Source organism: Faecalicatena orotica (assembly GCF_905197545.1).
Lineage (GTDB): Bacteria > Bacillota > Clostridia > Lachnospirales > Lachnospiraceae > Faecalicatena_A > Faecalicatena_A orotica.
This window is the reverse complement of sequence record NZ_CAJJZH010000006.1, coordinates 61,936-82,930: the sequence shown is the minus strand read 5'-3', so window position 1 is coordinate 82,930 and position 20,995 is coordinate 61,936. Positions and strand designations below refer to the sequence as shown.

19 protein-coding genes are annotated in these 20,995 nt (G+C 44.4%); 15 read left to right on the top strand and 4 right to left on the bottom strand.

Going from position 1 to position 20,995, the window contains the following annotated elements; translation table 11 throughout:
* The first annotated feature begins 210 nt into the window (after positions 1–210).
* The gene (locus tag ABIN22_RS13675; protein WP_118620088.1) at positions 211–660 is read left to right on the top strand and encodes an Hsp20/alpha crystallin family protein; all 450 of its coding nucleotides are present in this window, start codon (positions 211–213) and stop codon (positions 658–660) included.
* A gap of 71 nt (positions 661–731) precedes the next feature.
* Here the strand turns inward: ABIN22_RS13675 and ABIN22_RS13670 are convergent, their stop codons facing one another.
* Complete coding sequence (locus ABIN22_RS13670; RefSeq protein ID WP_346909337.1) at positions 732–1,232, bottom strand: GNAT family N-acetyltransferase; 501 nt, start codon at positions 1,230–1,232, stop codon at positions 732–734.
* A gap of 284 nt (positions 1,233–1,516) precedes the next feature.
* Between ABIN22_RS13670 and htpG the strand changes: the two genes are divergently transcribed.
* The gene (gene htpG / locus ABIN22_RS13665) at positions 1,517–3,583 is read left to right on the top strand and encodes a molecular chaperone HtpG (RefSeq protein ID WP_346909335.1); all 2,067 of its coding nucleotides are present in this window, start codon (positions 1,517–1,519) and stop codon (positions 3,581–3,583) included.
* Positions 3,584–3,698: 115 nt separating this feature from the next.
* Here htpG and ABIN22_RS13660 read toward each other — a convergent pair whose 3' ends face one another.
* Positions 3,699–4,187: a DUF5721 family protein gene (locus ABIN22_RS13660; RefSeq protein WP_118620091.1), complete on the bottom strand. Its 489-nt coding sequence runs from the start codon at positions 4,185–4,187 to the stop codon at positions 3,699–3,701.
* 423 nt (positions 4,188–4,610) lie between these two features.
* Between ABIN22_RS13660 and ABIN22_RS13655 the strand changes: the two genes are divergently transcribed.
* The 8 genes from ABIN22_RS13655 (at position 4,611) to ABIN22_RS13620 (ending at position 14,244) form a co-directional block, all read left to right on the top strand.
* Positions 4,611–5,387: a GDSL-type esterase/lipase family protein gene (locus ABIN22_RS13655; protein ID WP_330405324.1), complete on the top strand. Its 777-nt coding sequence runs from the start codon at positions 4,611–4,613 to the stop codon at positions 5,385–5,387.
* A complete protein-coding gene (locus ABIN22_RS13650) occupies positions 5,384–5,887 on the top strand; it encodes a DUF4358 domain-containing protein (RefSeq protein WP_242996031.1) in 504 nt (167 codons plus the stop codon). Before ABIN22_RS13655 ends, ABIN22_RS13650 begins: the two co-directional genes overlap by 4 nt.
* A 23-nt stretch (positions 5,888–5,910) precedes the next feature.
* Positions 5,911–7,323, top strand: a complete 1,413-nt coding sequence (locus ABIN22_RS13645) for an MBOAT family O-acyltransferase (protein ID WP_346909332.1) — start codon at positions 5,911–5,913, stop codon at positions 7,321–7,323.
* A gap of 8 nt (positions 7,324–7,331) precedes the next feature.
* Positions 7,332–8,501, top strand: coding sequence for a DHHW family protein (locus ABIN22_RS13640; protein WP_109731006.1), 1,170 nt, complete (start codon positions 7,332–7,334; stop codon positions 8,499–8,501).
* On the top strand, positions 8,485–9,255 hold the full coding sequence (gene rluF, locus ABIN22_RS13635) for a 23S rRNA pseudouridine(2604) synthase RluF (protein WP_109731007.1): 771 nt from the start codon (positions 8,485–8,487) through the stop codon (positions 9,253–9,255). Before ABIN22_RS13640 ends, rluF begins: the two co-directional genes overlap by 17 nt.
* 20 nt (positions 9,256–9,275) lie before the next feature.
* Positions 9,276–11,237 carry an NAD-dependent DNA ligase LigA gene (ligA, locus tag ABIN22_RS13630; protein WP_346909329.1) on the top strand — a complete coding sequence of 654 codons (1,962 nt, stop codon included), beginning with the start codon at positions 9,276–9,278 and terminating at the stop codon, positions 11,235–11,237.
* Positions 11,238–11,334: 97 nt separating this feature from the next.
* Positions 11,335–12,807, top strand: a complete 1,473-nt coding sequence (gene clpX, locus ABIN22_RS13625; RefSeq protein ID WP_109731009.1) for an ATP-dependent Clp protease ATP-binding subunit ClpX — start codon at positions 11,335–11,337, stop codon at positions 12,805–12,807.
* A gap of 165 nt (positions 12,808–12,972) precedes the next feature.
* Positions 12,973–14,244, top strand: a complete 1,272-nt coding sequence (locus ABIN22_RS13620; protein ID WP_109731010.1) for a cation:proton antiporter — start codon at positions 12,973–12,975, stop codon at positions 14,242–14,244.
* Between the two features lie 30 nt (positions 14,245–14,274).
* On the opposite strand, the gene ABIN22_RS13615 is transcribed toward ABIN22_RS13620, so the two are convergent.
* Positions 14,275–15,978, bottom strand: coding sequence for a S8 family peptidase (locus ABIN22_RS13615; RefSeq protein ID WP_109731011.1), 1,704 nt, complete (start codon positions 15,976–15,978; stop codon positions 14,275–14,277).
* A 218-nt stretch (positions 15,979–16,196) separates the two neighbouring features.
* Here ABIN22_RS13615 and ABIN22_RS13610 point away from each other — a divergent pair, with 218 nt between their 5' ends.
* Both ABIN22_RS13610 and ABIN22_RS13605 read left to right on the top strand, forming a co-directional pair.
* On the top strand, positions 16,197–16,949 hold the full coding sequence (locus tag ABIN22_RS13610; protein WP_346909327.1) for a hypothetical protein: 753 nt from the start codon (positions 16,197–16,199) through the stop codon (positions 16,947–16,949).
* A 10-nt stretch (positions 16,950–16,959) separates the two neighbouring features.
* Positions 16,960–17,439: a signal peptidase II gene (locus tag ABIN22_RS13605; protein ID WP_109731012.1), complete on the top strand. Its 480-nt coding sequence runs from the start codon at positions 16,960–16,962 to the stop codon at positions 17,437–17,439.
* Here ABIN22_RS13605 and ABIN22_RS13600 read toward each other — a convergent pair.
* The gene (locus ABIN22_RS13600) at positions 17,420–18,352 is read right to left on the bottom strand and encodes a D-2-hydroxyacid dehydrogenase (RefSeq protein ID WP_118620095.1); all 933 of its coding nucleotides are present in this window, start codon (positions 18,350–18,352) and stop codon (positions 17,420–17,422) included. The two genes, ABIN22_RS13605 and ABIN22_RS13600, sit on opposite strands and share 20 nt — an antisense overlap.
* A 180-nt stretch (positions 18,353–18,532) precedes the next feature.
* Here ABIN22_RS13600 and nudC point away from each other — a divergent pair, with 180 nt between their 5' ends.
* The 3 genes from nudC to ABIN22_RS13585 all read left to right on the top strand — a co-directional run bounded on the left by nudC (position 18,533) and on the right by ABIN22_RS13585 (position 20,843).
* Complete coding sequence (nudC, locus tag ABIN22_RS13595; protein WP_346909325.1) at positions 18,533–19,369, top strand: NAD(+) diphosphatase; 837 nt, start codon at positions 18,533–18,535, stop codon at positions 19,367–19,369.
* Between the two features lie 12 nt (positions 19,370–19,381).
* Positions 19,382–19,804 (top strand): bacteriohemerythrin, encoded by a 423-nt coding sequence (locus ABIN22_RS13590; protein WP_109731015.1) that lies wholly within the window; start codon positions 19,382–19,384, stop codon positions 19,802–19,804.
* A 184-nt stretch (positions 19,805–19,988) separates the two neighbouring features.
* Positions 19,989–20,843 carry a YitT family protein gene (locus ABIN22_RS13585; RefSeq protein WP_109731016.1) on the top strand — a complete coding sequence of 285 codons (855 nt, stop codon included), beginning with the start codon at positions 19,989–19,991 and terminating at the stop codon, positions 20,841–20,843.
* Positions 20,844–20,995: the final 152 nt, after the last annotated feature.

Here is a 20,995-nt window from a genome sequence, read left to right as displayed (position 1 = left end):
AGTGCTAAAAATGCGTGTTATATTACAAGTAGAACAAAAAAGAGATAAATGTAATCTCCTTCTTGTTCTTTCTAAATAGATAACACCTCGGATTTCTCCGACAGTGCTATGTAACAAGATCAACTAATGTCATACCCAGAGATCTTTGTTTGAGACCCTGGGAAGATATGCGGCAGCATGAAAGGTTTAATAGGAAAGGAGATATGACTTATGATGATGCCTAGTATTTTTGGAGAAAATTTATTTGATGACCTGATGGATTTCCCGTTTGAGAAGGACTTCTTTGGCGGCAAGAACCCGCTGTATGGAAAGCATGCAAGGAACATGATGAAGACCGATATCCGTGAGACGGACAATGGATACGAAGTAGACATTGACCTTCCGGGATTCAAGAAAGAGGAGATTAATGCGAAACTGGAGAATGGATATCTTACCATATCCGCAGCAAAAGGACTTGACAAAGATGAGAAGGATGAGAATGGTAAATATATCCGCCGTGAACGCTACGCGGGCAGCATGAGCAGAAGCTTCTACGTTGGAGAAGAAGTAACGCAGGAGGATGTACATGCGAAGTATGAAGACGGTATTCTGCGTCTGCAGGTCCCGAAAAAGGATGCACCTGCTGTAGAGAAGAACGACTATATAGCAATTGAAGGATGATCGTAAAAGGAAATGGCGCACCGGCCCATGACAGGCCGGTGCGCCATTTTTGTAAACAAATTCTTTCCATATCAGATTACATATTCCATAATATAGTCATCCATGATATAGCCATTACCTATATTAGCCTGCTGTGTGTTGATTGTCTCGAAGCCTAAATGACGGTATACAGCCAGGCTTCCATCATTATGTTTGTTGCAGGTGAGCCATATGGAGGTTAGTCCTCTTTCCCTGCACAGTGCCTTTAAGAAGTCAAATGCCTTTGATGCCAGCCGGCGTCCGCGGCATTCTTTTTTTACATAGAGTTTGCTCAGGAACAGTTTCCCGTTCTCTGGGTGTATGCCGCAGTAACCACAGAATTCCCCGCCGTCAAAAAGCTGGTAATATTCATATCCGTCTCCCAGCTGGGATTTCAGGGCCGGTACAGACTGGAATTTGTCTACCATGTATTCTACCTGTCCGGTTCCGATGATCGGTGTAAAATGTTCATGCCAGATGATGTCTGCCAGTGCCGCTACTTCTTCAACCTGATTGTCGGTGTCTACTTTGATTGTCTGAAATGTGTCGGTCATAGTTGATACTCCTTTTATGTATAATAATTAAATAATAAGATGAAACATACTGTGTATGGATCAAATACATGCTAAAATAGCTGTAAATAAGTATAACACTTTTTACGGTGAAAGGTAAATGTCTGGGAAGTTTATAAATATTTTATATTTTTAATAATTTTATTAGCACTCACTTCAAAAGAGTGCTAATTTCTTATTGACTTTTAAAAACCAGTGTATTAGAATATCTACTAGATGACAAAGGGTCACATAAACTTGTACTATAATGAAAAGGAGTGTTATATATGGGAACAAAAAAAGGTAACTTATCCATTGACAGTGAGAATATATTTCCGATTATAAAGAAATGGGTATATTCTGACCATGATATTTTTATGCGTGAGCTTGTATCAAACGGCTGTGATGCCATCACAAAGCTGAAAAAGCTTGATATGATGGGAGAATATGAACTGCCGGATGATTACAAGGCTAAGATTCAGGTAATTGTCAATCCGGAAGAGAAGACTTTAAAGTTTATTGATAACGGTCTTGGAATGACGGCCGACGAGGTAGAAGAGTACATTACACAGATCGCGTTCTCAGGTGCAACACAGTTCTTAGAGAAATATAAAGACAAGACGACAGAAGATGATATGATCGGACACTTCGGTCTGGGATTCTATTCCTCATTCATGGTTGCTGACGAGGTTCACATCGATACTTTATCTTACCAGAAGGATGCCGCTCCGGTACACTGGGTAAGTGAAGGCGGTACCGAATATGAGATGCAGGAAGGGAATAAGACAGAAGTCGGAACTGAGATCACACTGTTCCTGAATGAGGACAGCCTCCAGTTTGCCAATGAATACAGGGCAAGAGAAGTGCTTGAGAAATACTGTTCCTTCATGCCAGTGGAGATTTTCCTGTCAAAGGCGAATGCAGAGCCTGAATATGAGACAATCGACGAAGAAGACATTCTCGATACAGATGAAGTTGTAGAACATATCACGGAGGAACCAAAAGAAGGAGAAGAGGGCGAGCCGAAGAAGAAAGCAAAGATCGTGAAACGTCCTGTTTCTTTAAGCGATATCCACCCATTGTGGGCGAAGAGTCCAAGTGAATGTACGAAAGAAGAATATATTGATTTCTACCGCAAGGTATTTATGGATTATAAAGAACCACTGTTCTGGATCCACCTGAATATGGACTATCCGTTTAACCTGAAAGGAATCCTCTATTTCCCGAAGATCAACACAGAATATGATTCCATCGAGGGAACAATCAAGCTGTACAATAACCAGGTCTTTATTGCGGACAATATCAAAGAAGTGATTCCGGAATTCCTGATGGTCTTAAAGGGCGTGATCGACTGTCCGGACCTGCCGCTGAATGTATCAAGAAGTGCGCTGCAGAATGACGGATTCGTAAATAAGGTTGCAGATTACATCTCCAAGAAGGTTGCAGACAAGCTGAACGGTATGTTCAAGACCGACAAAGAAAATTATGAAAAATACTGGGACGATATCAGTCCGTTTATCAAGTTCGGATGCCTGAAAGACGAGAAATTTGGTGAAAAGATCAAAGATTCCATCATCTTTAAGAATCTGGACCACAAGTACCTGACTCTGGAAGAGTGCATTAAGGCTAATGGCGGTCTGGAAGAGACTCCGGAAGAGGGAGAAGACACTGCAGCGGAGCCAGAGGCAGAAAATAAAGATTCCGATGCGGCAGAGAATGCTGACGAGAATGAAGCAGAAGAAAAGAAGACAAATATTTACTATGTAACAAATGAACAGCAGCAGAGCCAGTATATCAAGATGTTCAAGGAACAGGGACAGGATGCGATCCTGCTGACGCATAATATCGATTCCGCATTTATCACTTATCTGGAGCAGCGCAATCAGAATGTAAGCTTCCAGAGAATTGATGCAGAGGTGCATGATTCACTGAAAGATGAAGTGACAGAGGAAGAGAAGGAAGTATTCCAGAAAACAACAGACAGTCTGGTAGAAATTTTCCGTAAGGAATTGAACAATGATAAACTGGACGTAAAAGTTGAAAAGCTCAAAGATGATAATGTTGCGTCTATGGCAGTGCTGCCGGAACAGTCCAGACGTATGGAAGAGATGATGAAGATGTACGGCATGGGCGGAATGGATGCAGGTATGTTCGGAAGCCAGGCAACACTGATCCTGAATGCGAACCATCCGCTGGTACAGTTTGTTGTGGAGCATAAACGCAGTAAGAGTGTACCGGTAATCTGCAAACAGCTCTATGATCTGGCGATGCTGGCACATAAGCCGCTGAGTCCGGAAGAGATGACCGCATTCGTACAGCGCAGTAATGAGATTATGCTGCTGCTTACGAAGTAAAAGACTATTTATATAAAAGAAAAGCCCTGACGGGCCCGTCTGTAGACTGAAATTACGGATGGGGCCCGTCAGGGCTTTTCTTCATTTTATATAGTTCATCGTAATCATAACTGCATCAGGATAAACTTTCGAAAGGAATCTGTTTCTGTGCAAGGTATCTTTGCACCATATTGTCCCATGCGTGCTCCAGAGACTTGTCCATCGAGAAGCTTTTCAGGGAAGTTCCGGTAATACACTGGAGCATGGTTCCGTCATAGCGTATATTCATGTAAAGCCCCTGTACCTGGCCAGGTTGGAAATCTAAATTATTTTGCTCGATGAGCCTGGCTATATTTTTAGGGGACAGGCTGAATATGAATTTGAAACTTAGTGGAGTCTTTTTGCCTTTGATAAGGGAAAAACAATAGTCCCGCAGAGATTTCCAGCTGGAGTATTCAGGCAGGTCCTCTTCTTCGGGGAAGAAGGGCTTCTGGATGAAGCCGTCTATTGTAAAGGTGTTGAAGGTTACGATTTCCCCTTCTATAAATAGGAAACTGTCGAATGTTTCGGATAACAGTAAGTGGGACATAAAATCTTTTACGCTGGTAAGGTGCAGGGATATCATATATGTTAACCTCCGTAGTGTGTTCTTGAATTAAGCTCGATAAAACCTCGCTAAGTGTAAATAGTATACCGTGAACACTAGATTCGAAAGTACCTCATCAAGTGTTCAGGTATGCATTTCCACTAAGCTCGAAAATACCTCGCTAAGTGTAAATAGTATACCATGAACACTAGATTCGAAATGACCTTATCAAGTGTTCAGGCATGCATTTCCACTAAGCTCGAAAATACCTCGCTAAGTGTAAATAGTATACCATAAATACGAAACTCGTGAAATACCTCGTTAAGTTTTTATGATTTTCTTAAAATTCGGTTCCCACGGGACAGAAACGTTGACTTTTGCAAGCAAAAAAAGTATGATAAAATGTATATTTACTATGTTATAAATAATGAAGGTATTTTGCAGGAGAGGTCTTAAATACGGATGATGAAGAAAAAGAAACATAAAGTGGCTAAATACTGCTGTATAGCTGTAGGCGTTCTGATCCTTGGAATTTTGATTGCGGAAGGAATCAGCAGCCTGTCCCGCGGGAAGGTTGATACTTCGGAGGGACTCAAGATTATAAAGCAGGCTAAGAAAGCAGATGTGACTGCGATAGAGAATAAGATTGAGAAGCTGGAGGAGAAGGATAAGGCGGACAACAAGGAGAAAGACAAGGAAGATGAGGATACAGACAGAAACTATAAAGCGATATTCGCAAACGCCGTGATTATGGGAGACTCTATCTCAGAGGCATTTACAGAGTATGATATTCTGAACGCCTCAAGTGTGATTGCGAAGATCGGTGTGGAATTGGATGAGTTGGATGACCAGGTGGCTAAGGTGGAGAAGCTGAATCCGCAGGTGATTTTCCTGTCATACGGTATGAATGATATTATCGCGACAAACGGGAATACAGATGAGTTCGTGAAGCAGTATGACGCCCTGTTGAAGGAGCTGCAAAAGAAGCTCCCGGACACGAAGCTGTTTGTGAATTCGATTTTCCCGGTTCAGGATCAGGAGATAGAGAGGCAGCCGGTTTATGAAAAGCTGGCCGATTATAATGAAGTATTGCGTGAACTCTGTGACAAGAGACAAATCGCCTATATCGACAATACAGATCTGGCTTCAGATAGTGATTATGAAGAGGATGGTGTGCATTTTAAGGCAGAATTCTATCCTTACTGGCTGAACCGGATGGCGGAGGTGGCCGCATTATGATGCAGGAGAAAAATATACAGAGGCGTGGACCCGGAAAGAATATGATACTGAAATACTTCGTATTGGTGATGATCATTGCTTATATCGTCGTCCTTATGATTTATACGAGTGGCAGCACCAAGTCGTTCGATAAGATTGAACAGGCTGTTGAGTCGTCCCTTGATACGGAAAATCTCACGAAAGTGGATGTTCAGGGCCTTAAGCGTTACTACGGGCTTAACAGCGCGGACTATGACGGCGTTATGCTTTACAGTTCACAGAAAAGTATGTCGACAGAGGAAGTCCTTCTGATTAAGGTAAAGAATGACGGGCAGATGCAGCACGTAAGAGATGCGGTCCAGAAGAGAATTGAGAACAGGAAGAATGATTTTGAGGGGTATGCGCCTGAGCAGGTAAAGCTGCTTGAGCAGGCGCAGCTGTCTGTGCGGGGAAAATACCTTTTCCTGGCCATTGCTCCTAAGGCAGAAGCCTACAAGGATGCCTTTGCAAAGAGTCTTTAAATACGGGGAGAGGAAGCTAAAAGATGTTATTTAGCAGTGTTACTTTTTTATTTGTGTTTCTGCCGGTTACAATGGCATTGTATTATATCGTCCCTCAAAAGTTCAGAAACGTAATCATGCTGATTGCCAGCCTGATTTTCTACGCATGGGGCGAGCCGATCTATATTGTTTTGATGGTTCTGTCTATACTGCTGAATTATATCTGTGGTCTGGACATTGAAGATAAGCGGGATGATCCCCGGAAGATGCGCAGAAGCCTGATATTTGCGGTAGTGGTGAATCTGCTTTTGCTGGGATTTTTCAAATATTACGGATTCCTGCTGGACAGTCTGAATGCGGTGCTGCCTGTTGATATTCCTTACAGGGACCTGCCGCTGCCGATAGGGATTTCGTTCTATACATTTCAGGCAATGTCATACATCATAGATGTTTACAGGGGAGAGGCGAAAAGCCAGAAAAATATTCTGTATTTTGCTCTGTATATCAGTATGTTTCCACAGCTGATAGCAGGTCCGATTGTACGTTACGTCGATATCGAAGCGCAGCTTAAGAACAGGGTGCTTTCCATGAGGAAGTTTGGCCTTGGTGCTGAATATTTTATTATCGGTCTGGCGAAGAAAGTGATTCTGGCCAACTCTATCGGCCAGATTTATGAGCAGATCGCTAGTCTGCAGATGGGAAGCTTTTCCGTTTTAACTGCATGGGTCGGCTGTATCTCCTATGCATTCCAGATCTATTTTGACTTCAGTGGATACTCGGATATGGCTATCGGGCTCGGGAAAATGTTTGGTTTCGAATTTCGGAAAAACTTTGATTATCCGTACATTTCTACCAGTATCACCGAATTCTGGAGAAGGTGGCATATATCCTTAAGCACATGGTTTCGGGAATATGTGTACATACCACTGGGAGGCAACAGATGCACACAGTCCAGACAGATCATGAATCTGCTTGTTGTATGGATGCTGACAGGGTTATGGCACGGGGCGGCATGGAACTTCCTTTTCTGGGGACTTTACTACGGTATACTGCTTGTGCTGGAGAAGTTTGTGTGGGGCGGGAAGCTGGAGCGGCTCCCTTCAGCTGCAAAGCATATTTATTCGATGGTATTCGTTCTCATCGGGTGGGTGTTCTTCTTTAGTCCGAGCCTTGGGTATGCATTCAATTATATCGGAGTGATGTTCGGCGCCGGGGCGAGTGCGTTTGCCGACAAACAGGCACTGTTCTACGTGTTTACACACTGGCTGCTTTACCTGATTGCAATTCTCGGGTCTTCTGCCCTTGGATTAAACCTCTTAAAGCAGATTATTGGTGGGTTTAACAGCGCCCGGATCAGAAAAGTGGCTGCAGGAGTAGTCTACATTAGTATATTTCTGATTTCGGTGGCATATCTCGTGACAGAGACATTCAATCCATTTTTATACTTTAGATTCTAGGTGGGAATATGAACAATAATAAGAGAAAAAAGAAAAGATGGCCGGAAAGCTTTGTTGGTAAGGCATTTATAATCTGCCTGCTTGTATTGATTGCGGCAAATCTTTTGTATCCTTCGAAAAAGAAATCTACAGAAGAGAATAGAATGCTGACAGAAAGGCCGAAAATGACGGTAAGTGGTCTGGTTTCAGGCAGTTATATGAAACAGTACGAGAGCTATCAGGCGGACCAGTTTATAGGACGTAATTTCCTTAGGAAATTGAAAGTCACTCTGAACCGGATCGGTGGCAGCAAGGAAGAGAACGGCGTATTCATCGGGAAAAAGGGGCAGCTTTTGGAAGATATAGCTGTGCCTGAACAAGACTCTTTAAAAAGTAATGTTGATGCAATTAAGAACTTTGCTGAATCTTACGATGATATTCCGGTCAGCATGATTCTTGTACCGGATGCGGCAAGTGTGTTAAGCAGCAGACTGCCTTCGCTTGCGTCCGTTGCAGACCAGAATGCATGCATCAGCCAGGTAAAAAAGGAACTGGGCAGTTCTGTACAGTGGATCGATGCCGTACAGGCAATGAATAAGCATAAGGAAGAAAAGATATACTATAAGACAGATCATCACTGGACCACGCTTGGTGCTTTTTATACTTTTCAGGAAGCAGCACCGACGCTGGGAATCAGTACAGATGTATCCAGTTCCTTTGTTTCCTACCCGGTAGCCACAGATTTTAACGGGACACTGGCGGCAAAGAGCGGGTGCAGGATGGGTGAAAAAGAAGAGATTGACATCTATGTGCCGAAGGATGCGGATAATGATGTCATCGTGAATTATGTTGATGAGCAGGTGAAGGAGACGACGCTTTATGAGGCAGATATGCTGAAAACAAGGGATAAATACGCAGTTTTCCTTGGCGGCAATACGTCTCTTATCGACATTAAAACACTGGCGCCGGGACAGAAACGGCTTCTGGTGGTAAAGGATTCCTACGCCAACAGTTTTGTTCCGTTTCTGACTCCTTACTTCAGGGAAATCGTCATGCTGGATCCAAGATACTATACAGGGAATATACAGGATGTTATGGATACATATAACATTACGGATGTTTTATTCCTTTACAACGGCAATACTTTTTTCCAGGACAATAATATAAGCGGAGTACTGAGCAGTGAGCAATCGGATTAAACAGGAGTTTACAGAGAAAAAGGAGCCGGTAAGGCTGAATAAATATTTAAGTGAGGCAGGCGTCTGCTCCAGACGGGAGGCAGACAGGCTGATAGAAAGCGGACAGGTGAGCGTTGACGGGAAACGGGCGGATATGGGGATGAAGGTGTCCCCGGGGCAGACCGTGAAGGTCGGGCGAAAGACCGTGTCCCGCAGTGAAGAGATGGTCGTGCTTGCGGTAAATAAACCGAAGGGGATTGTCTGCACAGAAGAGCGCAGGGAACGCAGCAGCATCATCCGTTTTTTGAATTATCCGGTCAGGATAACATATGTGGGCCGTCTGGACAAGGACTCCAGAGGCCTGCTTCTTATGACTAATAACGGCGATATCATTAATAAAATGATGCGTGCGGGCAACCGGCATGAGAAAGAGTACAAAGTGACCGTGGACAAAGAACTGACACCGGCATTTATCGAAAAGATGTCCAATGGAGTTCCGATTCTGGATACTGTGACGAGGCCGTGTACCGTAAAGAAGATCGGAAAGTATACATTTACGATTATTCTTACGCAGGGGCTGAACAGACAGATCAGAAGGATGTGCGAGGCACTCGGATACCAGGTGAAAGATCTTGTGAGAACGCGAATCATGAACATAGAATTGGGAAGGCTAAGAGAAGGGGAATACCGGAAGCTGACCGACCGGGAACTGAATGAACTCTATGAGCAGATCAAGGACTCATCCAGTGAAACGGTGATAGATGGAAGAGATTAAGAACAGGCAGGAGAGTATATATGGCAGACAAGAATAAAAGAATGCAGGAGCTGGTGGAGCTTCTGAATCATGCGCGCCGTGCATATGAGCAGGAAGACACGGAAATCATGAGCAACTTTGAATATGATAAATTATATGATGAATTACTGGGACTGGAACAGGAATTGGGAACGACTCTTGCATCCAGTCCTACCATTAATGTAGGCTACGAGGTGCTGAGTGAACTCCCGAAGGAACGCCATGAAAGGCCTATGCTGTCACTGGATAAGACAAAAGAAGTAGAACAGCTTAAAGATTTCCTAAGGGATCAAAAGGCCGTTATTTCATGGAAACTGGACGGACTGACAATCGTGCTGACTTATCAGGACGGGACGCTTTCGAAAGCTGTTACAAGAGGAAATGGCGAGGTGGGAGAGGTCATTACGAATAATGCACGGGTGTTCAAAAACCTGCCCCTTCATATTCCGTTTAAAGGGGAACTGATCCTGCGCGGAGAGGCTGTCATTGGATATAAGGATTTCGAAAAGATCAATGCAGAGATTGAGGATGTAGACGCAAAGTATAAAAATCCACGTAACCTGTGCAGCGGTTCCGTCCGTCAGTTGAATAATGAAATCACCGCAAAGAGAAATGTGTGTTTCTTTGCATTTACGCTTGTGAGTGCAGAAGGGGCAGACTTTAAAAACTCCCGCTATGAACAGCTTGAATGGCTGGGACGGCAGGGGTTCGAAGTAGTTGAGCACCACATGGTAACAGCAGATACAATAGAAAAAGAAGTTGAGTGGTTTGCAGGGGAAATAGCCGGTAATGACTTCCCTTCCGACGGCCTCGTACTGATTTATGATGACATCGCATACGGGCAGTCATTGGGAACGACGGCCAAGTTCCCGCGTGATTCCTATGCGTTTAAATGGGCCGATGAAATAAAAGAGACCACGCTTGAGGAGATCGAGTGGAGCCCGTCGCGTACAGGACTCATCAATCCCGTCGCGATCTTTGACCCGGTCGAGCTGGAGGGGACAACTGTCAGCCGTGCGAGTGTCCATAATATCAGTATTATGGAGGAACTGGAGCTGGGAGTCGGCGACAAGATTCAGGTATACAAGGCAAACATGATCATCCCCCAGATCGCAGAAAACCTGACGCGCAGCGGAGTAAAAGACATACCATGTGCCTGTCCGGTCTGCGGAGGCGCGACAAAGATTTCGATGGAGAATGACACAAAGACTTTATACTGTACAAACCCTGAGTGCCAGGCAAAACAGATCAAATCTTTCGCCCTGTTCGTCAGCCGTGATGCATTGAATATAGAGGGGCTTTCCGAGGCAACCCTTGAAAAGTTTATCGTAAGGGGATACATCAAAGACTTTGCAGACATCTTCCATCTGGACCGTTATGAGGAAGAAATCAAAACAATGGAAGGATTTGGTGAAAAATCCTATGTAAATTTGATTAACAGTGTGGAAAACTCAAGAACAACGACCCTCCCGAAACTGGTATATAGTCTAGGTATTGCAAACATAGGGCTTGCAAACGCAAAAGTCATATGCCGGGCCCTTGATTATAATGTGGACAGACTGTACAGTGCAACCATAGAAGAGCTAAACGAAATCTCCGGGGTGGGGGGAGTTATTGCGAAAACATTCGTCGATTACTTTGCGGATGAAAAACACCGTAAAATCTTTGAAAAGCTCTTGAAAGAGGTTAACATCCCGAAAGAAGAAGTAGAGAAAGAAGAACAGATATTCCAGAACATGAACTTTGTAATCACGGGAAGCGTGGAGCACTTTGCCAACCGCAGCGAAGTAAAGGAACTCATCGAATCAAAGGGCGGCAAAGTAACCGGATCGGTCACATCAAAGACAAACTACCTGATCAACAACGATGTGCAGTCCACCTCGTCTAAAAATAAAAAAGCAAGAGACCTTGGGATCCCGATCATATCGGAGGAAGATTTCCTGAAACTGCTGGAGGGGAATTAATCTCCCTGTCAGCGGCTTTAGAAAAACTTCATTTGTATATAACGATATTCTGAGTTATAATGTAAGACATAATTTGTTATTGAAAGAAGGGAGAATTATGTCAGATAAAGATTTTATAATTATAGATGAACTGGAAAATGAGAAAAAGGATGAATATGATGTCGATGTGGCAGACGAGAAGAAGGGACATTCTGTAGTAACGCAGGAGAAAGCGGACAAGGATGACGACGGATATGAGAAATACTGTCTGATCTGTCACCGTCCGGAGAGTGTTGCCGGCAAGATGATCGATCTTCCGAATAATATTACAGTCTGCTCTGACTGTATGCAGAAGAGTTTTGATGCAATGACGAATGGTTCCATCGATTATACGAAGCTGTTTAATACACCGGGGATTCAATTTATGAATATGTCTGATCTCGAGAACATGACCCCGAAGAGTCAGAAGATCAAGAAGAAAAAAGAAAAACCAAAAGAGTTCCGTAAGCTTGATATTAACAATATCCCGGCCCCGCATAAGATCAAGGCACAGCTGGATGAATATGTGGTAGGACAGGAGTATGCCAAGAAGGCGATGTCTGTAGCGGTTTATAATCATTACAAGCGTGTGGCTACAGATACGATGGATGATATAGAGATAGAGAAGTCCAATATGCTGATGATCGGGCCGACAGGAAGCGGTAAGACATATCTGGTTAAGACTCTTGCAAAGCTTCTGGATGTGCCGCTTGCCATTACGGACGCGACTTCCCTTACGGAAGCGGGATACATAGGCGATGACATAGAAAGTGTTGTTTCCAAGCTGCTTGCTGCCGCAGACAATGATGTGGAAAAGGCGGAACAGGGGATTATCTTTATCGATGAGATCGATAAGATTGCGAAGAAGAAGAACTCCAGCCAGCGTGATGTCAGCGGTGAGTCTGTGCAGCAGGGGCTTCTGAAGCTTCTGGAGGGAAGCGAAGTGGAAGTGCCGGTGGGTGCAAACAGCAAGAATGCGATGGTGCCTCTTACGACGGTTAATACGAAGAATATCCTGTTCATCTGCGGGGGTGCATTCCCGGATCTGGAAGAGATTATTAAAGAGAGACTGTCCCACAAGACATCGATGGGATTCAATGCAGAGTTAAAGGATAAATATGAGCATGACAAGGAGATTCTTTCCAAAGTAACGGTAGAAGATCTGAGAACCTTCGGCATGATACCTGAATTCATTGGAAGACTGCCGATTATCTTTACCCTGAAAGGGCTTGATAAAGACATGCTTGTGAAGATCCTGAAGGAACCAAGAAATGCAATACTTAAGCAGTATAAGAAACTTCTTGCGCTCGATGAGGTGAATCTGGAATTTGACGACGGATCACTCGAAGCAATTGCGGAGAAAGCAATGAAGAAAGATACCGGTGCCAGAGCACTGCGTGCGATCATAGAAGAATTCATGCTGGACATCATGTATGAGATACCAAAGGATGATAATATAGGTCAGGTTACCATTACGAGGGCATATATAGAGGGAACCGGAGGGCCGATTATACAGCTTCGCGGACAACAGGCGATCCCAAGATTGAGTTAAGCAAATATGGCAAAGAGACAGGCGGAATTATCTGCTTGTCTTTTTTTCTTTTATTATGTAGAAAACACATAAAAATAGTCGTAAAATGCTTGAAAATCTTATACAAAAGGTGTATTCTTGTATCTGTTCGAGTTGATGAGAGTAAGAAATGTGAGGAAAATAATTATGAGCAGCTACAGTTATTTGTTAGATTTGGCAATTATTTTGTTATTCACGAAAGTGTTGGGCCTTTTGACGAAGAGGGTCCAGATGCCGCAGGTCGTCGGGGCGCTTCTGGCGGGTCTGATTCTAGGACCGGCAGGGTTTGGAATCTTGAGTGAGACGTCATTTATCCATGAAATTGCGGAGATCGGAGTCATTGTACTGATGTTCTGTGCCGGTATGGAAACCGATATTAAAGAACTGAAAGCAAGCGGAAAGGCTTCCTTTGTCATTGCCCTCTGTGGTGTCATCGTACCTCTTGTGGGTGGTTTTGCGGCGGCGTATTTCTTCAATAAACCGGGAATGATCGTTTCAGATGCAGATGCAAGCGTATTCCTGCAGAATATATTTATCGGGGTCATTCTGACAGCGACATCTGTAAGTATTACGGTTGAGACCCTAAAGGAGCTTGGCAAGCTGAAGACACGTTCTGGCAATGCAATTCTGGGGGCTGCAATTATAGATGATATTCTCGGTATTATCGCACTGACGGTTGTGACAAGTCTGGCGGATTCTTCTGTAAAGCTGGGGACGGTCATGCTGAAGATTGTCGGTTTTTTTGTGTTTGCCGGGGTGGTCGGATTTATTTTCTACCGTTTATATAAAAACTGGGTGGATACGGCTAAAAAAGAGCTGCACCGCCATACGATCATTGCATTTGTATTCTGCCTGCTAATGTCTTATATTGCAGAGGAAGTCTTTGGCGTGGCAGATATTACAGGCGCATTTATTGCAGGACTGATTATTTCCAATGTAAGGCGGTCCGATTATTTACAGAGTAAGTTTGATACGATCTCATATCTGCTCGTATCACCGGTATTTTTTGCCAGCATTGGTCTGAAAGTTGTGCTGCCTGAAATGTCCGGATCGATCGTCGGATTTGCGGTTGTCCTGACAATCGTGGCAATCCTGACGAAGGTTGTCGGGTGCGGCTTAGGTGCTAAAATGTGTAAATACCAGAACTATCAGGCGAAACGTATTGGTGTGGGAATGATCTCCAGAGGTGAGGTCGCATTGATCGTTGCAAGCAAGGGAGCGAGTCTGGGGCTGCTGGGAACGGCATTTCTCGGTCCGATTATTATTGTGGTAGTAATCACGACAATCATTACACCGGTATTTTTGAAAGTCGTGTTCAGGCCGGGAACAGCACCCGTACAGGAGCAGCTGATTCCTGAGAGCGAGATGGTTACAAGTTATTATGAAAATGCAAATGAAATACGTGGAGAAGGACGCTGATAAGGCGTCCTTCGTTATTTTCAGGACGTTTTATATACTGCGTATTTCTTCGAAAATATTATAAACATTGAGCTGCCCGTACCCCCATTCCCGGTTGGGGTATGTCATGAATCCTGGCCGCATGGCTCCCAGTATAAACAGGCTTTTGATCTGATAGGAGTCGATTCCCGGGGTGCCGATCTGGTAGATGATCCATTCCATGAGAAGGGCGGCGGCGCCTGCAGTGATGGCGGTTGAAATACTGGAGCCTGAGCGCACGGCAAAGCGCCCGCCGGGAAGCGCTCCCTTTACATTGATGCCGGGGGCGGTAATATCCGGATTTATCCGTTCATTCCGCGTGTAGCCCCTGCCCGAACTGAGGGCAATACTGTTATTACTTCCATCATAATAAGATACAACAATCGTACTTATGGTATTTGCAGGATTCGTCAGGGTATAGTATGGGTCAGGCTGCAGGAAATAAACTTCACCACTCAAAAATTCTTTCACCGGCAGCCAGATGTGGAAAAGTCCGTTGATTACGCGTACAGGTTCTACGATCAGTTTCCAGATACCGGCGGTAGGCGTACTGAACCGGAAATAGATCAGTTCAGAGGTGCTTCTCTCAACGATGATCCGATAATCAACAGTGACCCGGGTCCTGTCAAGTATAAAATCAAGGACAGAGGAAGCCGAAGTCTGGAGCGGGACTGTCGGTGTGGCTTCCCCGGTAGGTGAGATAAGCGATATGGAGAGGATATTAGGGATTTCCGTCCATAGTTCCATTGTAAAACCGGTTACATTTTCTCCCACCCTTATTTCGACTGTATCCGTAGGGGAGCCGTCCCGGAGGGTATGTGAGTAGTGATGGCGCTGGTCTGCCTCATTACCGACGCCGATAACCGGGATCCGGTTCGTTGAAGTACCATAATATTCAAAAATAGTAGAGAGCGGCAGAACACCGATATGTCCGCCCATATTAGTACCCACTGCAGTACACATGACCAGAGGCATGTTATTGCGTGCTGCAAGGTCACTCAGATATTTGAGGGCGAGTAGGATATCGGTTTCCTGAAAACAGGGGGCAGTGTCGGGTATGTAATAGAAATCGCGCAGGTATTGCTTGGCAGGCTTCAGTTTGACAACTGCCAATGTTGATTCGGGGGCGGCACCGATAAATTGTTCTGCGGGTTCTCCGCTTCCGGCCGCCAGGCTGGCGACAAAGGTTCCGTGGCCATTTATATCTTCCGATGGGACAATGGATTTTGGAGCATCTGATCTCAATGCCTGGTCGATCATTTCTCTTGTATACTCTGAACCGTAGACAAAGTCTTCTGGGGGGATACCGGTTTGGATTGTCTGATCCCAGATTCCGGCAATGCGGGTGCTGCCGTCTAAATTGCGGAAAAGGGGGCTTGTATAATCGATGCCAGTATCGACAAAGCCGATCATGACATTATTTCCTTTCAATTGGAGCGTTGGATAATTTTGTATTGGCAGAATACCTGCCTGGTTCATTGCGTCCATGCTTAAAAGAGTATAACATTTTGGGATTGATGTATAAAAAAAGCGGTCGAGATTGAGCGGGTCAGCAAGGAATTTCGGAAGATATATACAGCGGTAATCGAAGTCTGCCTCCTGTTCGCACAGCTGATCAGGAGGAATTTCTCCAATATTAAGAGGGCGGGTTTTAGAAATAATAAAATCACGATAGTCTTCGGATAAGATACGTTCTTTGCATATAGTAGGATCCATAATTGTTTTCCTATCATTTTTTATAAACAATATATGTATGGTACATCTGGAATTATAACCCGCTGGCAAGTTATTATATTAATATTAAATAAAAGAAAATCGGTTGAAGTTGTGCATTTATGGGGTATAATGTATATAAATAAGGAATCGCTGCATTGTGTTTCCGGACTATAATCCGGAAAGATAACGGATTCAAATACGAAGGGAGACTGACAGACATGAAATCATTTTTTGAAGACTTGGGGAGAAAGATTGGTGAGACTGCGGAGACAGTGACAAATAAAGCGGGTGAGGCAGTTGAGGTACAGCGCCTGAAGAATCAGATCAGGACACTGGAACGCGGCAATGAGAGAGATTATATGGATCTGGGAAAGATGGTATATGACCATTATAAAGAAGGGGAAGTCGTAGATGCGGAGGCAATCGGTATCTGCGAAGCGATCCAGAACAGGGAGGAGAGTATTGGAAAGTATGAGCAGCAGATTTCCGATGTGAAAGGCGATGTGACCTGTGACGGATGCGGAAAGTCTGTGGCAAGGGACATGGCTTACTGTCCGTACTGTGGAGCAAAAGCTCCTGAGAAAGCAGCGCAGGAGACAGCAGATTATGCCGATGCAGTGAAGGAAAAAGCTGAAGATGTGGCGGAGGCTGTCAAAGATAAGGCAGAGGATGCAGCAGAGACTGTCAAAGAAAAGACAGCCAATGCAGCAGAGACTGTGAAGGAAAAGACGGCAGATGCAGCAGAGACTGTGAAGGAAAAGACAGCAGATGCGGCTGAAACGATAAAAGAAAAGACGGCAGATGCGGCTGAAACAATAAAAGAAAAAGCGTCTGATGCAGCGGATATGATGCGGGACAAAACGGCAGACGCGGCCGATCTGGTGAAAGATAAGACAGCGGACTTTGCAGAATCTGCTAAGAAGATGGCGGAAGAGGCCGAGGAAAAAGTAAAACAGATGATGGAAGATTAGGGGGGATTTTATGGCTATCCTGGTTATTATGAGTCTGACCCTCTGTTTGACTCTGATTGATATCGCTGCGAAATCATATGTGGAAGGTTACATGAAACGTGGTGAGGAACGTACTTTTGGAGGCGGGAAAGTGATCCTGCGCAAGGAGTATAACAAGGGAATGTGCCTGAACCTGCTGGAGAATGAACCTGAGTTTGTAAAGGTGTCATCCACGGTAGTAGCAATGCTCCTTACGATTTACCAGCTGATCACTCTGATGCGGAAAAAGCATTTCCTGAAAAAGGCGGGACTCTCACTGATGACAGCGGGGGCATGGAGTAATATATTTGACAGGTGGATCCGCGGATATGTGATTGATTACGTGGGTTTTCGTACCAAATGGAAAAAAATCACAGAAATTACGTATAATCTCGGTGATTTTTTCATCCTCGGGGGCAGTATTTTAATGGTTTTGTCCTCGCTGTTCCATGTTAAGAAAAGAAAGAACTGATCTGGCCCGCAATGATATCCATAAGCCGGGTGCGTGATTCCACACTCGCCCAGCCGATGTGGGGTGTGATAAAGAGTTTTTTGCTGTCCTGGATCTGAAGGAGCGGGCTGTGTTTTGACATCGGTTCCTCTGAGAGCACATCCAGACCGGCAGCAGCGATCTGATTTTTATTTAATGCAGCGGCAAGCGCGTCTTCTAATACAATCTGGCCACGGCCAAGATTCAGGAAGATGGCATGCGGCTGCATTTTTTGAAATGCTGACTGATTCATAAGACCGTTAGTATGTTCATTCAGAGGGGCATGGACAGATACAATATCAGAGGAGGACAGCAGTGTGTCAAGATCTGTCTGCTGATAACCTTCCTGCGGTGCGGCGCCTGACGGTGAGTAATAGATGATTTTTGCGCCGAAGAGGCTGGCAATGTCAGCTACCCTGCGCCCGATATTGCCGAGCCCTATGATGCCCCAGGTCATGCCATGCAGTTCATGGAAGTGTTCCCCGAAATGAGAGAAGTCGGTATCACCCGCATACCGCCCGCTTTTTACATAGTCGTCATAATAGCGGAGCTTTTCCATCAGATAGAAGAGCATGGCAAAGGTATGCTGTGCGACTGACTCCGTAGAATAGCCGGCTACATTGCGCCAGGCAATGCCTCTTTTTTCCAGATAGTCCTTGTCCAGATTATTAGTGCCCGTGGCAGTGACGCAGACCAGCTTCAGGTTCCGGGCCGTGTGGATGGTTTCCTCATTAATCTGTATTTTGTTGACCACGAGTACATCGGCATCGGTGACTCTCTCAGGAACTTCTGCAGCGGAGGTAAAGGGGTATTTAACAACTTGACCGAGCCCGTCATAGCGGGAAAGGTCAATATCTTCCCCAATTGTTTTTGCATCCAGAAATACGATTTTCATATAAGACTCCCTTCATATACTAAAATAATTGTAATAGAATACATTATTAATATCTCTATTATTTATTAGTCCAGAGTAAATGTCAACATGATGTATCCGGTGGAATCTCTATTTTTATATTTAAGTCCATATGAAAGTGTGGTATGATGGAAGAGGAATTTATGAAAGCAGGGAGAAAACATGATTCAGGACATAGCACCACACGAGTATAGGAACGAGTACAGGCCTCTGCCTCCCGAGAAAGACAGTATCGCGCTGTATTATGAAGACCATACCGTACTAATGAAGAAGACCGCAGAAGGGATCGAATACCCGACGTTTGCAGATCTGGAGCATTTAAATGAAGAGATTTATGAGGATTATACATATTTATTTTCCATAGACAATGAGCGCTATTATCTGGTCGAAGAGATAAACCGGGAGCGCCTGTCGCCTTTTACGATGGAAAATACAGAGCTCTTCAGGGCAGGTGAACCACAGTACCGTGCGTTCGCGGGCATCACCGGATACCAGCTTTATACCTGGTACAAGAACCACAGATATTGTGGGCACTGTGGTACGATGATGAAGAAAGATACAAAGGAGCGGATGCTCTATTGTGAAGAGTGCCATAATATGGAGTATCCGAAGATCTGTCCGGCTACGATTATCGGAGTGACGGATGGTAACAGGATACTGATGTCAAAGTATGCAGGCAGAACTTATAAGAAGTACGCACTGCTTGCCGGATTTGTCGAGATCGGTGAGACGGTGGAAGAGACGGTTAAGCGGGAAGTCATGGAGGAGGTCGGCCTGAAGGTAAAGAACATACGTTACTATAAGAGCCAGCCGTGGTCCTTCAGCGATACGTTACTTATGGGGTTCTATTGCGATCTGGACGGGGAAGACTGCATTACGCTGGACGAGGAAGAGCTTGCACTCGCCGAGTGGTTTGAGCGGGAAGATATCCCTGTGGAACCATCCCGGGACAGCCTGACAAACGAGATGATTATGAAATTTAAAAATGGAGAGGTATAGGAGGAACGTAATATGAGAGCAGAATTTGATGAATCTTTGGTAACAGGAAATGAAATGATCGACGCACAGCACAAGGAGCTGATTGACAAGATCAATAAGCTGCTGGACAGTTGTGAGACCGGCGAGGGAAAAGTAGCAGCGATCAAGACGCTGGATTTTCTGGCTGACTACACAGAATTCCATTTCGGTGAGGAAGAAAAACTTCAGGCTGAGATTGAGTATCCGGGGATTGAGAAACATAAAGAAGAGCATGAAAAGCTCAGAATAGTCGTAAAAGAACTCTACGAGATGCTCGAGGAAGAAGAAGGACCATCAGCAGCATTTGTTGAGCAGGTGAATAAGAACGTGATTGAATGGCTGTACAGACATATCAAAGGGTTTGATACATCTGTTGCAGAGTACAAGTTTATGCGCGAAGACGGCGAAAGACTGTAGATAGAAGGTGCGTAAGCGGTAACTCTTGTATTGGAAAAGAAATTCCTTTTGCGGGTGTTGACAAAAGAACGGAATTAGATTAGACTAAAGGATAGAAGAGCACATGCGAATTATAATTTATAATTTGTAGGTGTTCTTTTTTGTGCTTAATTGGGGAAAACTATGATTCAGAGAGGTGAGACAGATGAAAAAAACGAACATAAAAAAACTTGCGTATGATATTATGATTGACGTGGCCGGAGGCATTCTGATCGGTATCGGTATTTACAATTTTGCGGCAAACGCGTCATTTCCACTGGCAGGAATTTCAGGTATTGCCCTGATTTTCTATCATTTATTCGGACTTCCGATTGGCTGGGTGACCATGCTTCTAAATGTGCCGATCGCGATTGGGTGTTACAAGACTCTTGGGAAGGAGTTCTTCATCCGGTCGGTAAGGTCGGTTATTATTACATCCCTGATCATTGACTATGTAGTGCCGCTTCTGCCTGTATATTCTGGTGACAGGATGCTGGCTGCTATCTGTACCGGTATTTTTTCAGGGCTCGGATATGCACTGATCTTCATGAACAACTCTTCCACAGGGGGGATGGATTTCATTACGGTTGCAATCAAGGTGAAGCGTCCGCACCTTACATTAGGGAGAATCGTATTCATAACAGATGCGATTATTGTAGCTATCGGCGGGGCAATCTTTAAAGATGTGGATGGGACGATTTATGGATTTATTATTACCTATCTGCTGACTCTTGTTATTGATAAGATTATGTACGGTATTGATTCCGGAAAGATGACTCTGATCGTAACGGAAAAAGGGCAGGAAGTGGCTGACAAGATAGACAAGTATTCCGGCAGGGGGTCTACCCTTCTGAAAGGACGCGGCAGTTATTCAGGAATTGAAAAAGAGGTGGTTATGTGTGCCTGCAACAATAAGCAGATGTATACCATCCGCAAGATGGTACGGGAGGTTGATCCTTCAGCATTCACGGTCATCATGGAATCTAACGAGGTTGTGGGGGAAGGGTTCAAGGAAGAATAGAAACTTTTCCGTTACTTCTATTAGTGTTACTCCTAAATTTTTAAGAATACATCGTCCGGTAACCAGTCGGACGATGTATTTCGTTATGAGTATTACTATCAAATCTTTTACAATCCCAAATGAAATATAATGTATATCAATTGACGGAATAA